Source organism: Acinetobacter sp. YH16056_T (assembly GCF_024605895.1).
GTDB lineage: Bacteria > Pseudomonadota > Gammaproteobacteria > Pseudomonadales > Moraxellaceae > Acinetobacter > Acinetobacter amyesii.
Genome location: NZ_CP094545.1, coordinates 3,130,482 through 3,147,116, shown reverse-complemented (window position 1 = coordinate 3,147,116; position 16,635 = coordinate 3,130,482). Strand labels below are relative to the sequence as shown.

Annotated in this window: 14 protein-coding genes; 10 read left to right on the top strand and 4 right to left on the bottom strand. The window is 42.8% G+C overall.

Translation table 11 applies throughout. The features are described 5' to 3' along the window. Positions 1-77 precede the first annotated feature (77 nt). From guaB to recJ, 4 genes are all read left to right on the top strand, one after another. Positions 78-1,544 carry an IMP dehydrogenase gene (guaB, locus tag MST17_RS15290; protein WP_078190562.1) on the top strand — a complete coding sequence of 489 codons (1,467 nt, stop codon included), beginning with the start codon at positions 78-80 and terminating at the stop codon, positions 1,542-1,544. A 118-nt stretch (positions 1,545-1,662) separates the two neighbouring features. Continuing rightward, complete coding sequence (glmM, locus tag MST17_RS15285) at positions 1,663-2,994, top strand: phosphoglucosamine mutase (protein ID WP_111884469.1); 1,332 nt, start codon at positions 1,663-1,665, stop codon at positions 2,992-2,994. Positions 2,995-3,012: 18 nt separating this feature from the next. Further along, positions 3,013-3,669: a pyridoxamine 5'-phosphate oxidase gene (pdxH, locus tag MST17_RS15280; RefSeq protein WP_180025896.1), complete on the top strand. Its 657-nt coding sequence runs from the start codon at positions 3,013-3,015 to the stop codon at positions 3,667-3,669. Further along, a complete protein-coding gene (recJ, locus tag MST17_RS15275; protein WP_180008780.1) occupies positions 3,670-5,373 on the top strand; it encodes a single-stranded-DNA-specific exonuclease RecJ in 1,704 nt (567 codons plus the stop codon). It begins immediately after the preceding gene. A 70-nt stretch (positions 5,374-5,443) separates the two neighbouring features. On the opposite strand, the gene MST17_RS15270 is transcribed toward recJ, so the two are convergent. Both MST17_RS15270 and MST17_RS15265 read right to left on the bottom strand, forming a co-directional pair. After that, complete coding sequence (locus MST17_RS15270; RefSeq protein WP_180025897.1) at positions 5,444-6,229, bottom strand: putative porin; 786 nt, start codon at positions 6,227-6,229, stop codon at positions 5,444-5,446. Between the two features lie 326 nt (positions 6,230-6,555). Further along, the gene (locus MST17_RS15265) at positions 6,556-7,407 is read right to left on the bottom strand and encodes a porin (RefSeq protein WP_180002695.1); all 852 of its coding nucleotides are present in this window, start codon (positions 7,405-7,407) and stop codon (positions 6,556-6,558) included. Positions 7,408-7,588: 181 nt separating this feature from the next. Here MST17_RS15265 and prfB point away from each other — a divergent pair. The 5 genes from prfB to MST17_RS15240 all read left to right on the top strand — a co-directional run bounded on the left by prfB (position 7,589) and on the right by MST17_RS15240 (position 12,568). Next, positions 7,589-8,684, top strand: a protein-coding gene (gene prfB, locus MST17_RS15260) for a peptide chain release factor 2 (RefSeq protein ID WP_111884474.1) whose coding sequence is annotated in 2 segments (ribosomal slippage) — positions 7,589-7,660 and positions 7,662-8,684 — 1,095 coding nt in all. Because the reading frame shifts where the segments join, the coding sequence is not laid out codon by codon here. A 154-nt stretch (positions 8,685-8,838) separates the two neighbouring features. Beyond that, positions 8,839-9,138, top strand: a complete 300-nt coding sequence (locus MST17_RS15255) for a helix-turn-helix transcriptional regulator (RefSeq protein WP_078190555.1) — start codon at positions 8,839-8,841, stop codon at positions 9,136-9,138. A 35-nt stretch (positions 9,139-9,173) separates the two neighbouring features. Further along, positions 9,174-10,262: an alkene reductase gene (locus tag MST17_RS15250; RefSeq protein ID WP_111884475.1), complete on the top strand. Its 1,089-nt coding sequence runs from the start codon at positions 9,174-9,176 to the stop codon at positions 10,260-10,262. Positions 10,263-10,349: 87 nt separating this feature from the next. Further along, positions 10,350-11,630: a 3-deoxy-D-manno-octulosonic acid transferase gene (locus MST17_RS15245; RefSeq protein ID WP_180025898.1), complete on the top strand. Its 1,281-nt coding sequence runs from the start codon at positions 10,350-10,352 to the stop codon at positions 11,628-11,630. 227 nt (positions 11,631-11,857) lie between these two features. Continuing rightward, on the top strand, positions 11,858-12,568 hold the full coding sequence (locus MST17_RS15240) for a 16S rRNA (uracil(1498)-N(3))-methyltransferase (protein WP_180022759.1): 711 nt from the start codon (positions 11,858-11,860) through the stop codon (positions 12,566-12,568). Here MST17_RS15240 and MST17_RS15235 read toward each other — a convergent pair. Both MST17_RS15235 and MST17_RS15230 read right to left on the bottom strand, forming a co-directional pair. After that, on the bottom strand, positions 12,554-13,525 hold the full coding sequence (locus tag MST17_RS15235) for a mechanosensitive ion channel family protein (RefSeq protein WP_078193200.1): 972 nt from the start codon (positions 13,523-13,525) through the stop codon (positions 12,554-12,556). The genes MST17_RS15240 and MST17_RS15235 overlap by 15 nt on opposite strands. Positions 13,526-13,648: 123 nt before the next feature. Next, positions 13,649-14,227 carry a DUF805 domain-containing protein gene (locus MST17_RS15230; protein ID WP_180022760.1) on the bottom strand — a complete coding sequence of 193 codons (579 nt, stop codon included), beginning with the start codon at positions 14,225-14,227 and terminating at the stop codon, positions 13,649-13,651. Between the two features lie 284 nt (positions 14,228-14,511). Between MST17_RS15230 and acs the strand changes: the two genes are divergently transcribed. Then, entirely contained in the window at positions 14,512-16,455 is a 1,944-nt protein-coding gene (acs, locus tag MST17_RS15225; RefSeq protein ID WP_180022761.1) for an acetate--CoA ligase, read from the top strand. Positions 16,456-16,635 lie beyond the last annotated feature (180 nt).

The window sequence follows — 16,635 nt, the reverse complement described above, 5'->3', positions numbered from 1 at the left end:
AGAATTGCCGCAATTAAAATGAAAATTGAACGGAAATTTGTATATAATGGCTCACGGAAATTACCAGCGAGACTGTTATGTTGACCATCGTTCAAGAAGCCCTAACCTTTGATGATGTCTTATTACTCCCTGCCTATTCTACTGTTCTCCCAAAAGATGTCTCTCTTAAGACACGTTTCACACGTGGCATCAATTTGAATATTCCACTTGTTTCTGCTGCGATGGATACTGTGACTGAATCACGTATGGCAATTGCAATGGCGCAAAACGGTGGTATCGGTATCCTGCATAAAAACATGGATATTGCTGCACAAGCTGCAGAAGTTCGCCGCGTGAAAAAATTTGAAGCAGGTATGGTGAAAGACCCAATTACCGTTACACCAGAAACGACTGTACGTGAGCTGATTGCTTTAACTCAAGCAAATAATATCAGCGGTGTACCAGTGGTGAAAGACGGTCAAGTGGTGGGTATTGTTACTGGTCGTGACACTCGTTTTGAAACCAATCTTGAGCAACCTGTTAGTAACATCATGACAGGTCATGATCGTTTGGTGACTGTTCGTGAAAACGAATCAAAAGAAAATATCCAAGCATTACTTCAAAAACACCGTATTGAAAAAGTCCTTGTTGTAAATGACAACAACGAACTGAAAGGTTTAATCACGGTTACTGATTTCCGTAAAGCTGAAAACTATCCAAACAGCTGCAAAGATGACTTAGGTCGTTTACGCGTTGGTGCTGCAGTTGGTACAGGTGCAGAAACACCAAGCCGTGTAGAAGCATTGGTAGAAGCGGGTGTTGATGCGATTGTTGTTGATACAGCACATGGTCACTCTGCAGGTGTAATTGAACGTGTACGTTGGGTTAAAGCCAACTATCCACAAGTTCAAGTGATTGGCGGTAACATCGCGACTGGTGATGCAGCTCTTGCATTATTAGATGCTGGCGCAGATGCAGTGAAAGTGGGTATTGGCCCAGGTTCAATCTGTACTACACGTATCGTTGCTGGTATTGGTATGCCGCAAATCTCTGCGATTGACAGCGTTGCCAATGCACTGAAAGACCAAATTCCATTGATCGCAGACGGTGGTATCCGTTTCTCTGGTGATATGGCAAAAGCGATTGGTGCAGGTGCGAGTACCATCATGGTAGGTTCATTGATGGCGGGTACTGAAGAAGCACCAGGCGAAGTTGAATTCTTCCAAGGTCGTTACTACAAAGCTTATCGTGGTATGGGTTCATTGGGTGCGATGGCAGGTGCAACAGGTTCTGCTGACCGTTATTTCCAAGACTCAAAAGCCGGTGCTGAAAAACTTGTACCAGAAGGTATTGAAGGTCGCGTACCGTACAAAGGCCCAATGGGTAACATCGTTCATCAAATGATGGGTGGTTTACGTTCATCTATGGGTTATACCGGTTCTGCGGTGATCGATGACTTACGTAAAAATGCACAGTTTGTCAAAATTACTGCGGCAGGTATGTCTGAATCTCACGTACATGACGTGACTATTACTAAAGAAGCACCAAACTACCGTGTTGGTTGATATTTAGTAGCTTTTAGCCGAAAAGGCCGTCATTAATATGACGGCCTTTTTGTTTTTGGTGTAAAGTATTTGCAGTAAAAAGTGATGATTAAGATCACCATTAAGAAGTGAGTACAACATGAGTTATTTTGGTACAGATGGCATTCGTGGCAAATTCGGTGAATTGCCTATTACCCCTGAATTTGCATTAAAACTAGGATTTGCCGCAGGTAAAGTATTAAAACAATACAGTAAAAAAGCAAAGCCCATCGTTGTACTAGGTAAAGATACCCGATTATCGGGCTATATTTTAGAGTCAGCATTACAAGCCGGTTTAAACGCAGCAGGTGTTTATGTTCATTTGTTGGGTCCATTACCTACACCTGCAATTGCCCATTTAACCCGTGCATTACATGCCAGCTTAGGCATCGTGATCTCGGCGTCGCATAATCCGTATTTTGACAACGGCATTAAGTTTTTCTCGAGCGAAGGTAAAAAATTGCCGGATGAAATTCAAGAAGCCATTAACAAAGAACTTGAAAATGACTTGGTGATCGAAGACCCTGCAAACTTAGGTAAAAGTGTGCGTGTAAAAGATGCCAATGGTCGTTATATCGAGTTTTGTAAATCAACCTTCCCGTACCATTTTGACCTGACAGGCTTAAAAATTGTGGTGGACTGTGCCAATGGTGCAGCCTATAGCGTCGGTCCTTCGGTATATCGTGAACTCGGTGCAAAAGTGATTGCGCTGTTTAACGAACCGGATGGTTTAAACATCAATAAAGACTGTGGTTCGACACATCCTGAGTTTTTACAAAAAGCAGTGGTTGAACATCAGGCAGATTTAGGGATCGCTTTTGATGGTGATGCTGACCGCGTGATTATGGTCGATAAAAACGGTCAGCAAATTACTGGTGACCATATTCTCTATATTTTAGCCACTCAAGCGAGTCAAAAGCCTGCCGGTATCGTGGGTACCGTGATGAGCAATATGGCACTTGAAATTGCTTTAGATCAAGCCAAAGTGCCGTTGCTTCGTGCCAAAGTCGGTGACCGCTATGTTTTACAAGGCCTAGAAGAAAAGGGTTGGGTAACGGGTGGTGAGCCATCAGGTCATATCTTGACTTTAGATAAGAGCACCACAGGTGATGCGATCATTGCTTCACTACAAGTGTTGACCGTCATGGTTGAACAAGGCAAAGCCTTGCATGAACTTGTGGAAGGTTTTGAATTATTGCCAAACGTATTAGTGAATGTACGCCTTGCAGCGATGTTTGACCCGTATGCTGTACCAGCTTTGGTGTCTGAATTTGAAAAAGCTGAAGCTCAGCTTAAAGGGCGTGGTCGCATCTTGATTCGTAAATCAGGCACAGAGCCGGTCATTCGTGTCATGGTTGAAGGTAATGACCTTGAAGAAGTCACCGCATTGGCAAATCATTTGGCCGATGCTGTTCGTGCCAATGCAGCTTAAATCAAGAGGGGAAATTGCATGAATGATGTGATTAAGGACTTAAGTGAACTGCGTTTAACTTATCAAAAAGGTGAGTTGCATGAAGATCAGGTGAACCGTGATCCACATGAGCAGTTTTTATTATGGTTTAACCATGCCTTAGAAGCACAATTGCATGAACCCTATGCTATGTCTTTGGCTACGGCAAATGCCCAAGGTCGTCCGCACGTGCGGACGGTCTTGTTGCGCGGTGCGACCCATGCAGGTTATGACTTCTACACCAACTATGACAGTCAAAAAGGCAATGATCTGCTCGATAATCCTTATGCAGAATTATTGTTTTATTGGCAAGAGCAGGAACGTCAAATTCGGGTCAGTGGTCGTGTGGAAAAGATATCTCTCGAAGAATCGACGGATTATTACCATAAACGACCGCGTGACAGCCAAATCGCAGCACACATTAGCACTCCACAAAGTGGTGTTATCGCCAGTCGTGAAGAATTACAACAGCGATTCCAAAATTTGCATGATCAAGTGGAAAGCAAAGACGTATTGGCGAAACCTGAGTTTTGGGGTGGCTATCGTTTAGTTCCGGATTATTATGAATTTTGGCAAGGCCGTCCAAATCGTTTACATGACCGCTTGAGTTATGAACAACAGGATGGTCAATGGGTTCTACAGCGACTGATGCCATAAATGTCTAAACTTTTAATTCAACAAAGACCCTATTTGACGCGCCCTGAAGATATTCAGGGCGTTGCGCCGTTTATTGCGGACTTATTGGCACGTCGCGGGGTTTCTTCCGCACAAGAACTGGAATTAAAGCTCAAGCATTTACATGCCCCGACCTTAAAAGGCATGCAGCAAGCTATAGAGTTGATCGACCAAGCCATTGATGCACATAAAAAAATTGTCATTGTAGGCGACTATGATGCCGATGGTGCAACCAGTACTGCATTGATGGTCTTGGCACTGCGTGATATGGGCGCGGATGTTGAATATCTGGTTCCAGATCGGTTCAAATATGGTTATGGCCTGACACCCGCCATTGCCGATTTGGCCTTCGTGAGTTTTACCCCAGATGTGCTGATTACAGTCGATAATGGTATTTCGAGCCATGCTGGTGTAGCACAGGCACAGGCGCATGGTATGCAGGTGATCATTACCGACCATCACCTGACCACTAAGGAAACACCACAAGCAGAAGCGGTGGTGAATCCGAATCAGTTGGGATGTGAATTTCCAAGTAAAGCCTTGGCTGGCGTAGGTGTTGCATTTTATGTGTTGGCCAATTTGGCCAGTATGCGTAAAAAAAATGCTAAATCCACAGCCAACCTCAGCCAATATTTGGATTTGGTGGCTTTAGGCACTTATGCCGATGTTGCAAGTCTAGATCTGAATAATCGGATCTTGATCGATGCTGGTTTGAAGCGGATTCAGCAAGGACTATGTCGTCCAGGGATCAGTGCATTATTGGATATCGCTGGTCGTGATCCCGCACAGTTAAAAGCACAAGACTTGGGCTTTGTGGTCGGCCCACGACTCAATGCAGCTGGGCGTATGGAGACTATGGATATTGGGATTGAGTGTCTGATTGCGGCGGATTTAAGTACGGCTTATCCGATTGCGCAGCAGTTGAATCAACTCAATATTGAAAGACGCCAAGTCGAAGGGCAGATTAAACAGGAAGCTCTGGCTGAGTTAGAACATATTCAGCTTGATCAGGATAACTTACCTGCAGCCTTGATCATGTTTGAACAGCATTGGCATCAAGGGGTGATTGGGATTGTTGCAGGGCGTTTGAAAGAACAATTCCATAGACCTGCAATCGTCTTTGCTGCAGATGAAGATGGCGTACATATTAAAGGCTCTGCGCGTTCTATCGAAGGTATTCATATTCGAGACAGTATTGAGCGTATTGCTGAATTACATCCGCATTTGGTGAGTCATTTTGGCGGGCATGCAGCCGCAGCAGGACTAACCATTCAAAAGCAGCATTTTTCTGAATTTAAAACCGCTTTTGAAGCACTCATCGCTGCGCAAGATGAAAGTTTATTTCAGGCCACTATTTGGACAGATGGCGAATTGCCCGATTCGGCCATTAATGTCGAAACCGTCGATCTTTTGCAAAATTTAAGTCCATGGGGACAAAAATTCCCTGCACCGGTCTATGAAGGCCTATTTAAAGTTTTAGATTATCGTTGGTTGAAAGATGTGCATCTGAAATTAAAACTTGCTTTAGATAATGGCTTAATGGTGGACGCAATTGCATTTAATGCGGCAGAAAAATATGAATTTAATCCTATGCAAGATCAAATCCGCTTGGTCTACGAACTCGATAAAAATGAATTTAGAGGAAATGTCAGTGTTCAATTGAGAGTTCTACACTTGGCTCAATAAATTCTATTTTTACAGGCAAATAAAAAACCGCTCAGAAGAGCGGTTTTTTTATGGTTTTGACTTCAATGGATTAGAAGCGGTATTTCGCTGCTACACCAAATGAATTGTAGTCATTGTTGCTAACTTCACCGAAACCAACACGACCTTCAAGGCTTACTTGTTGGTTGAAGAATTTACGTGCATTGATCCCTACTTCGTTACGATCAGTGACATCGTTGTTGTAGTAGTCAGCACCAACACTGAATGTTTTGTCGATGAAGTAATCCGCTGCTAGATTGAATTCATCTAGATCACCGAATGCTGCACCCGCTTCAAGGTTAATGTCTTTACCATTGCTTAAAGTTGTTACGTATTTAGCACGTAAAGTTGGATCTACACCATCATCATCATCGTTATCCCAACCTTTCACACCAACTGCAACTAAGAAGCCTGGTGCAGGAAGATAACCGACTTCAGCACCGTAGTAAGTTGTATCGTTGTCTACTGTGCCAAATGGAGTGTCAACTTCGACATTATTACGGCTTACATCACCAGATACATAGAAATCTGAGTTTGGTACGAAATATTCGATACCTACGCCATAAGTATTGTCGTCAACATTGCCACGGTCAGCGAAAGTTGCATGTGCATTTACGTTACTTGCACGGTTTAAGAATGCAGCTTCTGCAAGAGGAGCGTTACGAGTTTGAACAGGGTTGAAGTAATAAGTACCGTTTACACCAAATTCACTGCCAGAGCTTCCATTATCTGGGTCGATGTAACCAGCTGAAGCGCCTACTTCTGCTTGATAAGCATGAGCTGTACCTGTAATAGCAAGTGCAGAAAGAAGTGCTGAAGCAATTGCGAGTTTTTTCATGGAAACTACCCCTCTAAATTGTTTGGCTAAATTTAATACATTTTTTGTTACAAGTTTTAGTCTAGAGAATTTTTAAAGATGGTCAATCGCTGCAAAGTTGCAGAACTGTGTATTCGGTAATTTTATGTAATTTTATTAATTTAAGATATTGAAAAATATATAATTATTATTAATGTTTTGTTTTATTAAAACTGTGTAGATATTATGAATTTGTAGATTATTTGGTCAACAATTGGACTTTTTTTAAAGTAAATATTACATCGAAAAGAAAAAAGCACCTCAAATTTGAGGTGCTTTTTTAATGCACATTCCTAATTCAAACGAAATTAGAAACGTAAAGTTGCATTGATGTTGAACGCTTGAACGTCATCACCAAAACCAACTTGACCACCGATTGCTAGGTTCGGGTTTAGGAAGTATTTTGAACGAATAGCGAAGTAATCCGTGTCTTCATCACCATCATCAACGATGTTATAAGCTGCACCTACGCTAAAAGCTTGGTCGAAATAGTAGTCTGCACCAATCGTAACAGCATCTACATCACCAAAAGCGCCATCGGCTTCAAGGTTGATGTATTGGCCATTGTTCAAAGGTGCAACATATTTTGCTTTTACAGCAAAACGGTTGTCTTCGTCATCACCATCGCCAGTATAGCCATCAATACCTGCAGCAAGTAATAGGTTAGAAACAGGTAGGTAACCTACTAAAGCTTTATATGTTGTGCGGTCAGCATCATCATCTGCACGAAGTGAAATTCCAGGGGCTTTAAATTCAGATTCGCCTTCCCATTTTTGATATCCGATCGAACCATTTAAGTAAAATTGTTCAACAAAATATTCTACGCCCACATTAAGCGTATGGTATTGGTCTTCGTCTTTTGCAGTGCCTAATATTGTATTATCAAGTAAAGCTGCATATTCATTGCTTTTCACAATATTGTAGCCATAACTAGCATAAACATTGCTATTGTGACCAAGAAAAGCAGCTTCATTTAATGGGCCTTTACCAGTTTGTACTGAATCAAAGTACAAAGTGCCTTTTACATCAAATGCATGATCTGAATCTGTAAAGTCATCATCCCAATCCGTATAAGTATAGCCAGCGTCAATTTGGCCGTCATAAGCAAAAGTTGATGAAGTGATAACAGCTAATCCTAGTGCAAGTAATGTCTTTTTCATAAAACCCTCGAAACATTATTGTTGTAAAAAAAATGTAATAAATAGTAATGCGAGCGTATTGTTCATATTATGTACATTAAAGTCAATGATTTGGATGATCAATCTGGCTGAAACTGTGCAAATGCTCTGTGATATAATAGGCGGCTATTTAAGCCAAATTTTTTGATTGAGAGTAATTCACGTGGAAATTAATCCGTATCTATTACAGCTAAAAGACTTAAACGACCGTGGTCAAACATTACGGGGGTATCTTTGACTACGATCTGAAAAAAGAGCGTTTAGAAGAGGTTCTACGTGAGCTGGAAGACCCAGCAATTTGGAATGATCAAAGCCGTGCGCAAGCAATGGCAAAAGAAAAAGGTGAACTCGAAAACGTCATTAACGTGCTCGAAGGGCTTTCAACTCAACTAGAAGATGCCCAAGCGATGTTGGATCTTGCGGTTGAAGCAGAGGAAGAAAGCTTACTTGCGGATGTGCAAGCAGAGTTAACTTCAGCGGAAGCAGAACTTGCGAAATTAGAATTCCGTCGTATGTTCAGTAATCCGATGGACCCGAACCCATGCTATGTCGAAATTCAAGCGGGTTCTGGTGGTACTGAAGCACAGGATTGGGCATCCATGTTACTGCGTATGTATCTACGTTGGATTGAACGTCATGGCTTTAAAGCAGAAGTGATGGAAGAGTCTGATGGTGATGTGGCAGGGATTAAGTCTGCAACGATCCGTGTAGAAGGTGAGTATGCATATGGTTGGTTACGTACAGAATCCGGCGTACACCGTTTAGTCCGTAAGTCACCTTTTGACTCGGGTAATCGTCGCCATACTTCATTCTCAGCGGTTTTTGTATCGCCTGAAATTGATGACAATATTGAAATTGAAATCAATCCAGCTGATGTACGTACTGATACCTATCGTGCATCTGGTGCGGGTGGTCAGCACATTAACAAAACAGACTCTGCGGTACGTTTAACTCACGCTCCAACAGGGATTGTGGTGGCATGTCAGAACCAACGTTCACAGCACGCCAACCGTGACCATGCATGGAAACAGTTACGTGCAAAATTGTACGAACTTGAAATGCAAAAACGTAATGATGCGGCACAAGCGTTGGAAGATACCAAGTCCGATATCGGTTGGGGCAGCCAAATTCGCTCATACGTTTTAGATGACTCGCGTATTAAAGACTTACGTACCAGTGTGGAAAGTTCAAACACCGGCGCAGTACTTGATGGTGATTTAGATAAGTTTATTGAAGCCAGCCTCAAACAAGGTTTGTAATTTAAATTTATATAGAAAACAAAGTTCTATCTGTTCTTGATCAATATATCTAAAAAAATCGATATAAAAATCGAAAAAATACGATATAGTGTATTCAAGATGCTGAATAGAACTTTGTTGTCCAAATTTTTATTTAATTAAACCCGTTTAAATTATGGATATTGATTTAATTTTTAAAGCACTTGCCAATCCGACTCGACGTCAAATCTTGGAATGGTTGAAAACACCAGAACAGTTTTTGTCAGAAGAACAATGTGGCGGCTTTAATCGTGGTGTATGCGCTGGCAATATCGAAAAACTCGGTAATGTTTCGCAGTCTACGATGTCTAATCATTTGTCTGTGTTACAACAGGCGGGCTTAATTCAAGCCGAGAAATATGGTCAATGGTCGTATTTCTCACGCAATGAAGAACTCATTCAGCAATATATTGATTATCTGCAGAACTCACTTTAAATCATTTTTCGCATTTGAAGTGTCAGGCGAGACATATGGCTGAACTTAATACTCCTCTCATTTTGGGTGATTTACACCTCAAAAATCGCGTTGTAATGGCGCCACTAACCCGTAGTCGTGCAACCATTGACCGTGTTCCAACGCCGATGATGGCTGAATATTATGCACAGCGCGCAAGTGCTGGATTAATCATTTCAGAAGCAACAGTCATTTCAGAAGCAGCTAATGGCTATTTGCAGACGCCGGGTTTATTTACCGATGCTCAAGTTCAGGGCTGGAAATTGGTGACCCAAGCCGTACATGAACAGCAAGGTTTAATTGTGGCACAATTGTGGCATGTCGGACGTGTCTCACATCCCGATCTTTTGAATGGTGATACACCAGTTTCTGCCAGTGCGGTACAACAGGCGGGTTATGTCAGTCTGCTTCGCCCAAAACGCGAATATGTCGTGCCACGTCCATTAGAGATTGCAGAAATCAAAAGCATTGTAGAACAATACAAACAGTCTGCGATCAAAGCCAAAGAAGCGGGGTTTGATGGTGTGGAATTGCATGCGGCCAATGGTTATTTGATCGATCAATTCCTACAAAGCAAAACCAACCTACGTGAAGATGAGTATGGTGGTTCTGTCGAAAACCGCGCACGTTTATTGCTTGAAGTGGTGGATGCGCTGATTGAAGTGTGGGGGGCAGGTCGTGTAGGTGTGCATCTTGCGCCGCGTGGTGATGAACACGACATGGGCGATCATGATCCACGTGAAACCTTTGGCTATGCCTTAGAGCAGTTGGGGCAACGGAAGATTGCATTCTTCTTTACCCGTGAATATCTGGCGGATGACAGTATTAGTGACTATCTGAAACAGCGCTCAAATGGTGTGCCGTACATTGCCAATATGCGTTTAAGCCGTGAAGATGCCGTTGATTTATTGGCCTCAGGTAAAGCCGATGCGGTGTCTTTTGGTAAAGCCTATATTGCCAATCCAGATTTGTTTGAACGTTTGCTGGCGAATGCTGCACTGAATGAATTGCAGTTGGAAAATATGATTGGAACTGATGTAGCCGAAGGCTATATTGATTATCCAAGCATGAAAAATAAATTTGGTTCAGGTCGTTCAACCTATTAATCGACACTTGAATACGCATTATCCATTAACATGTGGATAATGCTCTGATATATTCTGCCGATTCAAACCGTTTTTGAGCGTAATAATTTGACTACTCCTTTTTGGTATAACGCAGCTTTGGCGCTGATTAAGCCGCTATATCAATGGCGCATCAAAAAACGTGCTGAAGATTTCCAACTATATCAGCAAGAGTGTATTGAGCGCTTTGGGCCATTTCAGCCAGTTAAAAACCGTAATGCAATTTGGTTTCATGTGGTTTCCGTCGGAGAAACTAACGCTGCGCAGCCGCTGATTGAACATTATCTCAAAGCAGGTCATCCGGTCTTAGTTACCAATACCACCAAAACCGGACAAGCGCGTGCGAAACAATTATTTTTAAAAGCACCGTATGAATCGCTGTTTCAGGCCGTGTATTTGCCGGCAGATCAAAAAAAATTAGTCCGTCGTTTTATCGAAAAATATCAACCGAAAATGTTGGCTCTAGTCGAAACTGAACTCTGGCCAAATTTGATGATTGAAGCCGATCAGGCTAACGTTCCGAGTTTATTAATTAATGCCAGATTATCTGAAAAATCGGCGAAGGGTTATGGCAAAGTCCCGAGTTTGACGCAGCCGATGCTAAAGAGTTTAAAACAATTATTAGCGCAAGATCAGGCAACTTTAACGCGATTTATTGGGTTGGGTGCAAACCCGCATACCAGTCAGGTCGTCGGTAGTATCAAGTTTGATATTCATGCGCCTGATAGCTTTGTGCAACAAGCAGCGCAGTTGCGTCAAGATTGGGCTTTGCAAGATCGTAAAATCATCACCATTGCCAGTACGCATGCGCCCGAGGAACAAAAACTACTCGCAGCGCTGCAGCCGATTTTGCAACAACAGCCTGAGCTGTTATGTATCGTCGTACCACGGCATCCTGAACGCTTTGATGACGTTTTTGTAGAAGCGCAGAAACTGAATTTACGCACACAGCGCCGCAGTTTAAAGCAAACGATTCAGCCTGAAACGCAAGTATATTTGGCGGATAGTATGGGCGAATTATGGCTTTGGCTGGCACTGAGTCAGGCGTGTTTTGTCGGTGGTTCTTTAAATGAACCGGGCGGTGGACATAATATTTTGGAGCCTATCGCGCTGCATGTCCCGACAGTATTAGGTCAGCATTATTTTAATTTTCAGACCATTGTGGATGAGTTCGTTGCTGCTCAAGGCGTGAGAGTAGTGCAAGATGCAGAACAGGCTGCTCAGGTGTTGTTTGAGTTAATCGAAGATAAGCTTCAAGCTCAGTGTTTGAATGCTGCAGCGCAGCAGATTATGCAAAAGAATACAGGGTCATTGGCTCAACATATTCAAGTGATTGATCAGTACCTTTAAGTTTTAATTTTGCGATACATTAATTTTTATTAGGCAAGTTTTATCACGGCCTTATTTTATGGTGATCGTTGAACATCCTATTCGTAGGCATAATCTACTTTTAAAGGATTAAAAGTAGCAAAAATCCTCTGTACGCTGAAGGTACTTCCTGTACCTCAGCGCACAGGCGACATCCATGTCGCCTGTCCTCAATGACATATGCTTTGCGTGAATTGATATGGTTATTTATGAACATCGTCTTGCTTGATCCTCGTCAAACTGAATCTGAACTTTGGAGTATTAGCGCCAAACGTCAAATTGAGCATTTAAAAAACCATGTGAATATACAGGTGGGCGATACACTCAAAGTCGGTATTCGGGAAGGAAGACGCTATTTAACCCAAATCGTCAGTATCAGTGATGAGCGCATTCAACTTAAACCCTTACAAGAAGAAGAAGTACCTGCAAAGCATCCGGTGACTTTAATTGTGGCAATGCCTCGTCCGAAAGTGTTGCGCCGTCTGATCATGGATGCCGTCACCTTAGGCGTAGAAAAAATCATTTTGCTGCACAGTTATCGCGTGGATAAAAGCTATTGGCAGACCCCATTTTTACAGCAGCTCGATCACTATGTGACCTTAGGTTTGGAGCAGGCAGGTGACACCATTGCGCCCAAAATTGAACTGTATAAACGTTTTAAACCCTTTGTGGAGGATGTTCTACCGAGCATGATCTCGTCAGACTATCCCGCTTATGTGGCGCATCCTTATGTCGAAGATGTGATGCCTACAGGAATTCAACATGGATGTACGATCATCATTGGACCTGAAGGTGGATATATCCCTTATGAGGTCGATTTACTCATAAAAAACGGCTGCCAAGCAGTCAGCTTAGGCAACCGAATTATCCGGACAGAAACTGTGATTCCGTACGTTTTAGGGCGATTATTTAGCTGTTGACGCTTCTGTCTCAGCTTGATCACCACGGTAAACTTTAACTTCCTGTACAGGGTAAGGAATTGAAATACCATTTTGATTGAATGCTTGGATAACGTGTTCTTGCACTTCACTGATCGAGTTCGCAGTGGTGGTCTCTGTGGTATCTACCCACCAACGGACATTCAGATTGACCGAGAAATCAGCCAAAGCATTCACGTTTACGGTAAACGCAGGTTGGCTCAAAATGGTTGGGTCTTTGTCCAAAATAGCCAAAACAATATTTTTAGCTTTTTGAATATCATCTTCATAACCAATACCAACCACAAATTCACAACGACGACGTTGATAAGCGGTATTCACCGTTACCGCACTGGTGTAAACCGTCGCGTTTGGAATCACGATACGACGACCATCGGGAGAACGTAGGAAGGTTGCACGGATCTGAATATCTTCAACCGTACCTTCCATTCCTGACACAATAATGTCGTCACCGATTTTAAACGGTTCACCGAGGAGAATCAAAATACCCGACAGTAAGTTCTGGAAAATATCTTTAAACGCGAAACCGATTGCGACCGAACCAATCCCCAATGCACTCATGAGCTGACCCGGTGTGAACCCAGGAATCGCAATGACCATTGCAATTAGGAAACCGAAGAACATAATGGCTGAGCTACCCACACGGTTCAGGACCAAAACTAGATTTTGTTTTGAGTAAGAGCGGTCAGTGAGCGCTTTACGAACAAAGAATCTAAAGAGTTTAGACAGTAGATAGAAGATCGTAAAAACAATTAATGCGATACAAATATATGGCAGGCGTTCCCAAAATCCATCGACAAATTTATCGATCGTTGAGTATGCGTCATTATATTTCGAGGTATGTTCCAGCACGGTTTGTGCGGTTTTTTCTGTTGCCTCTTGCAAAAGTTGAGTCGTGCCTTGAGTGACATCACTCAAGGCATTTTCTTTTTCAGCCACGAGTTTTCCAAATGTTCTGGTTTTTCGCTATTTTGCCTGAAATTAGTGGCGAAAATAACCCTCATTTACAGGCTTGCGAACAGATGTATCAAAATTCAGACAGGCTCAAATTTGGTTAGTGGCTTAGAAATATTCAGTACCTTGTTGAATGATTTCTGTTGGCGATTCAATTTCTCCGCTACCCATCATATAAGACGTGATGCTACCTGTAGCCAAGAGCGACAAGACACTGATTAAAATCATCAACCATGCCAGAATTTTTTCCCAAACCGCAGCAGGGCGTGGCGCGCCGTATTGATTTACGGTCGGTGTGCCTGAGGCCAATAATAAATACAGGATAAAGAACAAATTGATCACGGGGATAAATAATAATAGTAGCAACCAACCGGCTTTATTGAGGTCATGCAGCCGACGCACGACAAAGACACAATAAAAATAAATGTAGAGAATAATAATCGCCAAATAGGCGAGGCCAGATACCCCAGTAAATATGCCAACAAATTGCTCATTTAACGCCATAGTATTGATATTGAAAATCCCAACGGCAAGGCTTAAAGCGATCAAGGCAAAAAAGCTGATGATATTGAGAAAGCCGTACCAACCAATCATGCTCAGTCGACCAAAACGTCCATCAGGTTTCAGGGGATTATCCGATGTAGTGGTCGTCTGACGGGAAAAGAAAGAAGAGTCATTGGTATTCATGCTTGGGTCAACTCAACGTGTATGGAAGAATAAAAAAGCGGAATGCTGAGTAAAATTACCTTTGCAGTATAGGTTTAAATGAACTGATCAGATACTGAATTGAAACATGTTTTTGTTGAAATTTTGCTTATAGATGTGCTTTAAATGGGAAAGAATAATACGACCAAAGCATGATTGCTGCGATTAAAAATTAATCGTCATACTGCTGTGATGCAGAAATTATAAAAGTAGAAATGTGGCATGGCATCTCGTGATGAGATGAATCAGATCAAGGAAAATACAATATGAAAGAGATCTATCCAGTACCTGAAAGTTTTAAAAAAACCGCGCGCATCAATGAGTCGGAGTACTTTGAGCGTTATCAAAAATCAATTGAACAACCAGATGAGTTTTGGGCGGAGCAAGCGCAAAAGATCGATTGGATCAAACCGTTTACCCAAGTTAAAAATACCAATTTTAAGCAAGATGATTTCAAGATCGAGTGGTTTGCTGACGGTGAACTGAATGTCAGTGCCAACTGCCTCGATCGACATTTAAAAGAACATCCACATAAACCGGCCATTATTTGGGAAGGTGATCATCCTTCACGGCATAAAATCATTTCTTTTGAAGAACTGCATGATGAAACTTGCCGTTTTGCCAATGTGTTGAAAAAACATGGTGTGGGCAAAGGCGACCGTGTGGTGTTGTATATGCCAATGGTGCCAGAAGCGGCAATTGCGATGTTGGCCTGTACCCGAATTGGTGCTGTACACTGCGTAGTTTTTGGCGGTTTCTCACCAGACTCATTGGCAAGTCGTATTGATGATAGTCAGGCGAAAGTCGTGATTACTGCGGATTGTGGGATGCGTGGTGGTAAGCCCATCCCACTCAAAGAAAATGTCGACCTTGCACTCGACATCGAAGGCACATCTTCGGTTCAAAATGTCATTGTGGTGCACCGTACAGGTAACCCGATCGAAATGAAAGCGGATCGTGATTTGTGGTATCACATGGAAATCATGTCGGTTAATGATATTTGTCCACCTGAACCCATGAATGCCGAAGACCCGCTGTTTATTTTATATACATCAGGTTCAACTGGAAAACCGAAAGGTGTATTGCATACCACGGGAGGCTATTTAACCTATGTGAATTGTACTTTCCGTGAAGTTTTTGACTTAAAACAAGATGATGTGTTTTGGTGTACCGCAGATGTCGGATGGATCACTGGGCATTCATATGTATTGTATGGCCCATTGTCGAATGGTACTACGACCGTGATGTTTGAAGGGGTGCCGCAATATCCAAGTTGGGCACGCACGGGACATATTGTCGATAAACATAACGTCACCATTTTATATACGGCACCGACTGCAATTCGCGCCATGATGCGAGAAGGCGATGCCTTTGTCCGAGAAAGTGACCGCAGTAGTTTACGTTTATTGGGATCGGTGGGTGAACCCATTAACCCAGAGGCATGGAATTGGTACTACACCGTGGTAGGTGAAAGCCGCTGTCCAGTGGTGGATACATGGTGGCAAACAGAAACGGGTGGTTTCATGATTACGCCATTGCCGGGAGCAACTGATTTAAAACCGGGTTCAGCGACGCGTCCATTCTTTGGTGTACAACCTGCGATAGTGGATGCTGAAGGCAATGAGCTTGAAGGCGCCGTAGAAGGCAATTTGGTGATTAAGGATTCTTGGCCGGGACAAATGCGAACCATTTGGGGTGATCCTGAGCGCTTTATTGAAGCCTATTTCTCCACTTATCCGGGGACGTATTTTACAGGTGATGGCGCACGTCGTGACGAGTCTGGCTACTATTGGATTACTGGTCGTGTGGATGACGTCTTGAACGTTTCAGGACACCGATTGGGAACGGCTGAAATTGAAAGTGCGCTGGTTGCACATGATGCTGTGGCAGAGTCTGCGGTGGTGGGTATGCCGCATGATATTAAAGGACAGGGGATTTGCGCCTTTGTGACCTTACAAGCAGGGACAGCAGAGACGGATGAGTTACGTCAGGAACTGGTGGCTTGGGTACGCAAAGTCCTTGGACCAGTGGCAACGCCAGATGCATTGCATTGGGCGCCGGCCTTACCGAAAACCCGTTCTGGTAAAATCATGCGCCGTATTTTAAGAAAAATTGCGGCCAATGAGTTGGACTCTTTAGGTGATACCTCGACCTTGGCAGAACCTCAAGTGGTTGAACATTTGATTGCTACGGTTTATCCGAAGTCATAAGAACAATTTGAGCGTGAGTGATCACGTTCTGATGAAAGTTCACTATGGCTTATATGAAGGATTATTAAAGCAATAATGAACGTCCTTTCTCCTATAAAAGTTGATTAGGATGAAGGGACGTTCATGATGCATTTTATCCATCCTAAATACGACGTATAAAATGATCAAATTATAAGTCGC

Coding starts and splice junctions, on each gene's coding strand:
- MST17_RS15240 (WP_180022759.1), top strand. CDS start 11,858: ATGAACATCGTCTTGCTTGATCCTCGTCAAACTGAATCTGAACTTTGG.
- MST17_RS15250 (WP_111884475.1), top strand. CDS start 9,174: ATGGCTGAACTTAATACTCCTCTCATTTTGGGTGATTTACACCTCAAA.
- pdxH (WP_180025896.1), top strand. CDS start 3,013: ATGAATGATGTGATTAAGGACTTAAGTGAACTGCGTTTAACTTATCAA.
- acs (WP_180022761.1), top strand. CDS start 14,512: ATGAAAGAGATCTATCCAGTACCTGAAAGTTTTAAAAAAACCGCGCGC.
- guaB (WP_078190562.1), top strand. CDS start 78: ATGTTGACCATCGTTCAAGAAGCCCTAACCTTTGATGATGTCTTATTA.
- MST17_RS15265 (WP_180002695.1), bottom strand. CDS start 7,407: ATGAAAAAGACATTACTTGCACTAGGATTAGCTGTTATCACTTCATCA.
- MST17_RS15255 (WP_078190555.1), top strand. CDS start 8,839: ATGGATATTGATTTAATTTTTAAAGCACTTGCCAATCCGACTCGACGT.
- MST17_RS15270 (WP_180025897.1), bottom strand. CDS start 6,229: ATGAAAAAACTCGCAATTGCTTCAGCACTTCTTTCTGCACTTGCTATT.
- glmM (WP_111884469.1), top strand. CDS start 1,663: ATGAGTTATTTTGGTACAGATGGCATTCGTGGCAAATTCGGTGAATTG.
- MST17_RS15230 (WP_180022760.1), bottom strand. CDS start 14,227: ATGAATACCAATGACTCTTCTTTCTTTTCCCGTCAGACGACCACTACA.
- recJ (WP_180008780.1), top strand. CDS start 3,670: ATGTCTAAACTTTTAATTCAACAAAGACCCTATTTGACGCGCCCTGAA.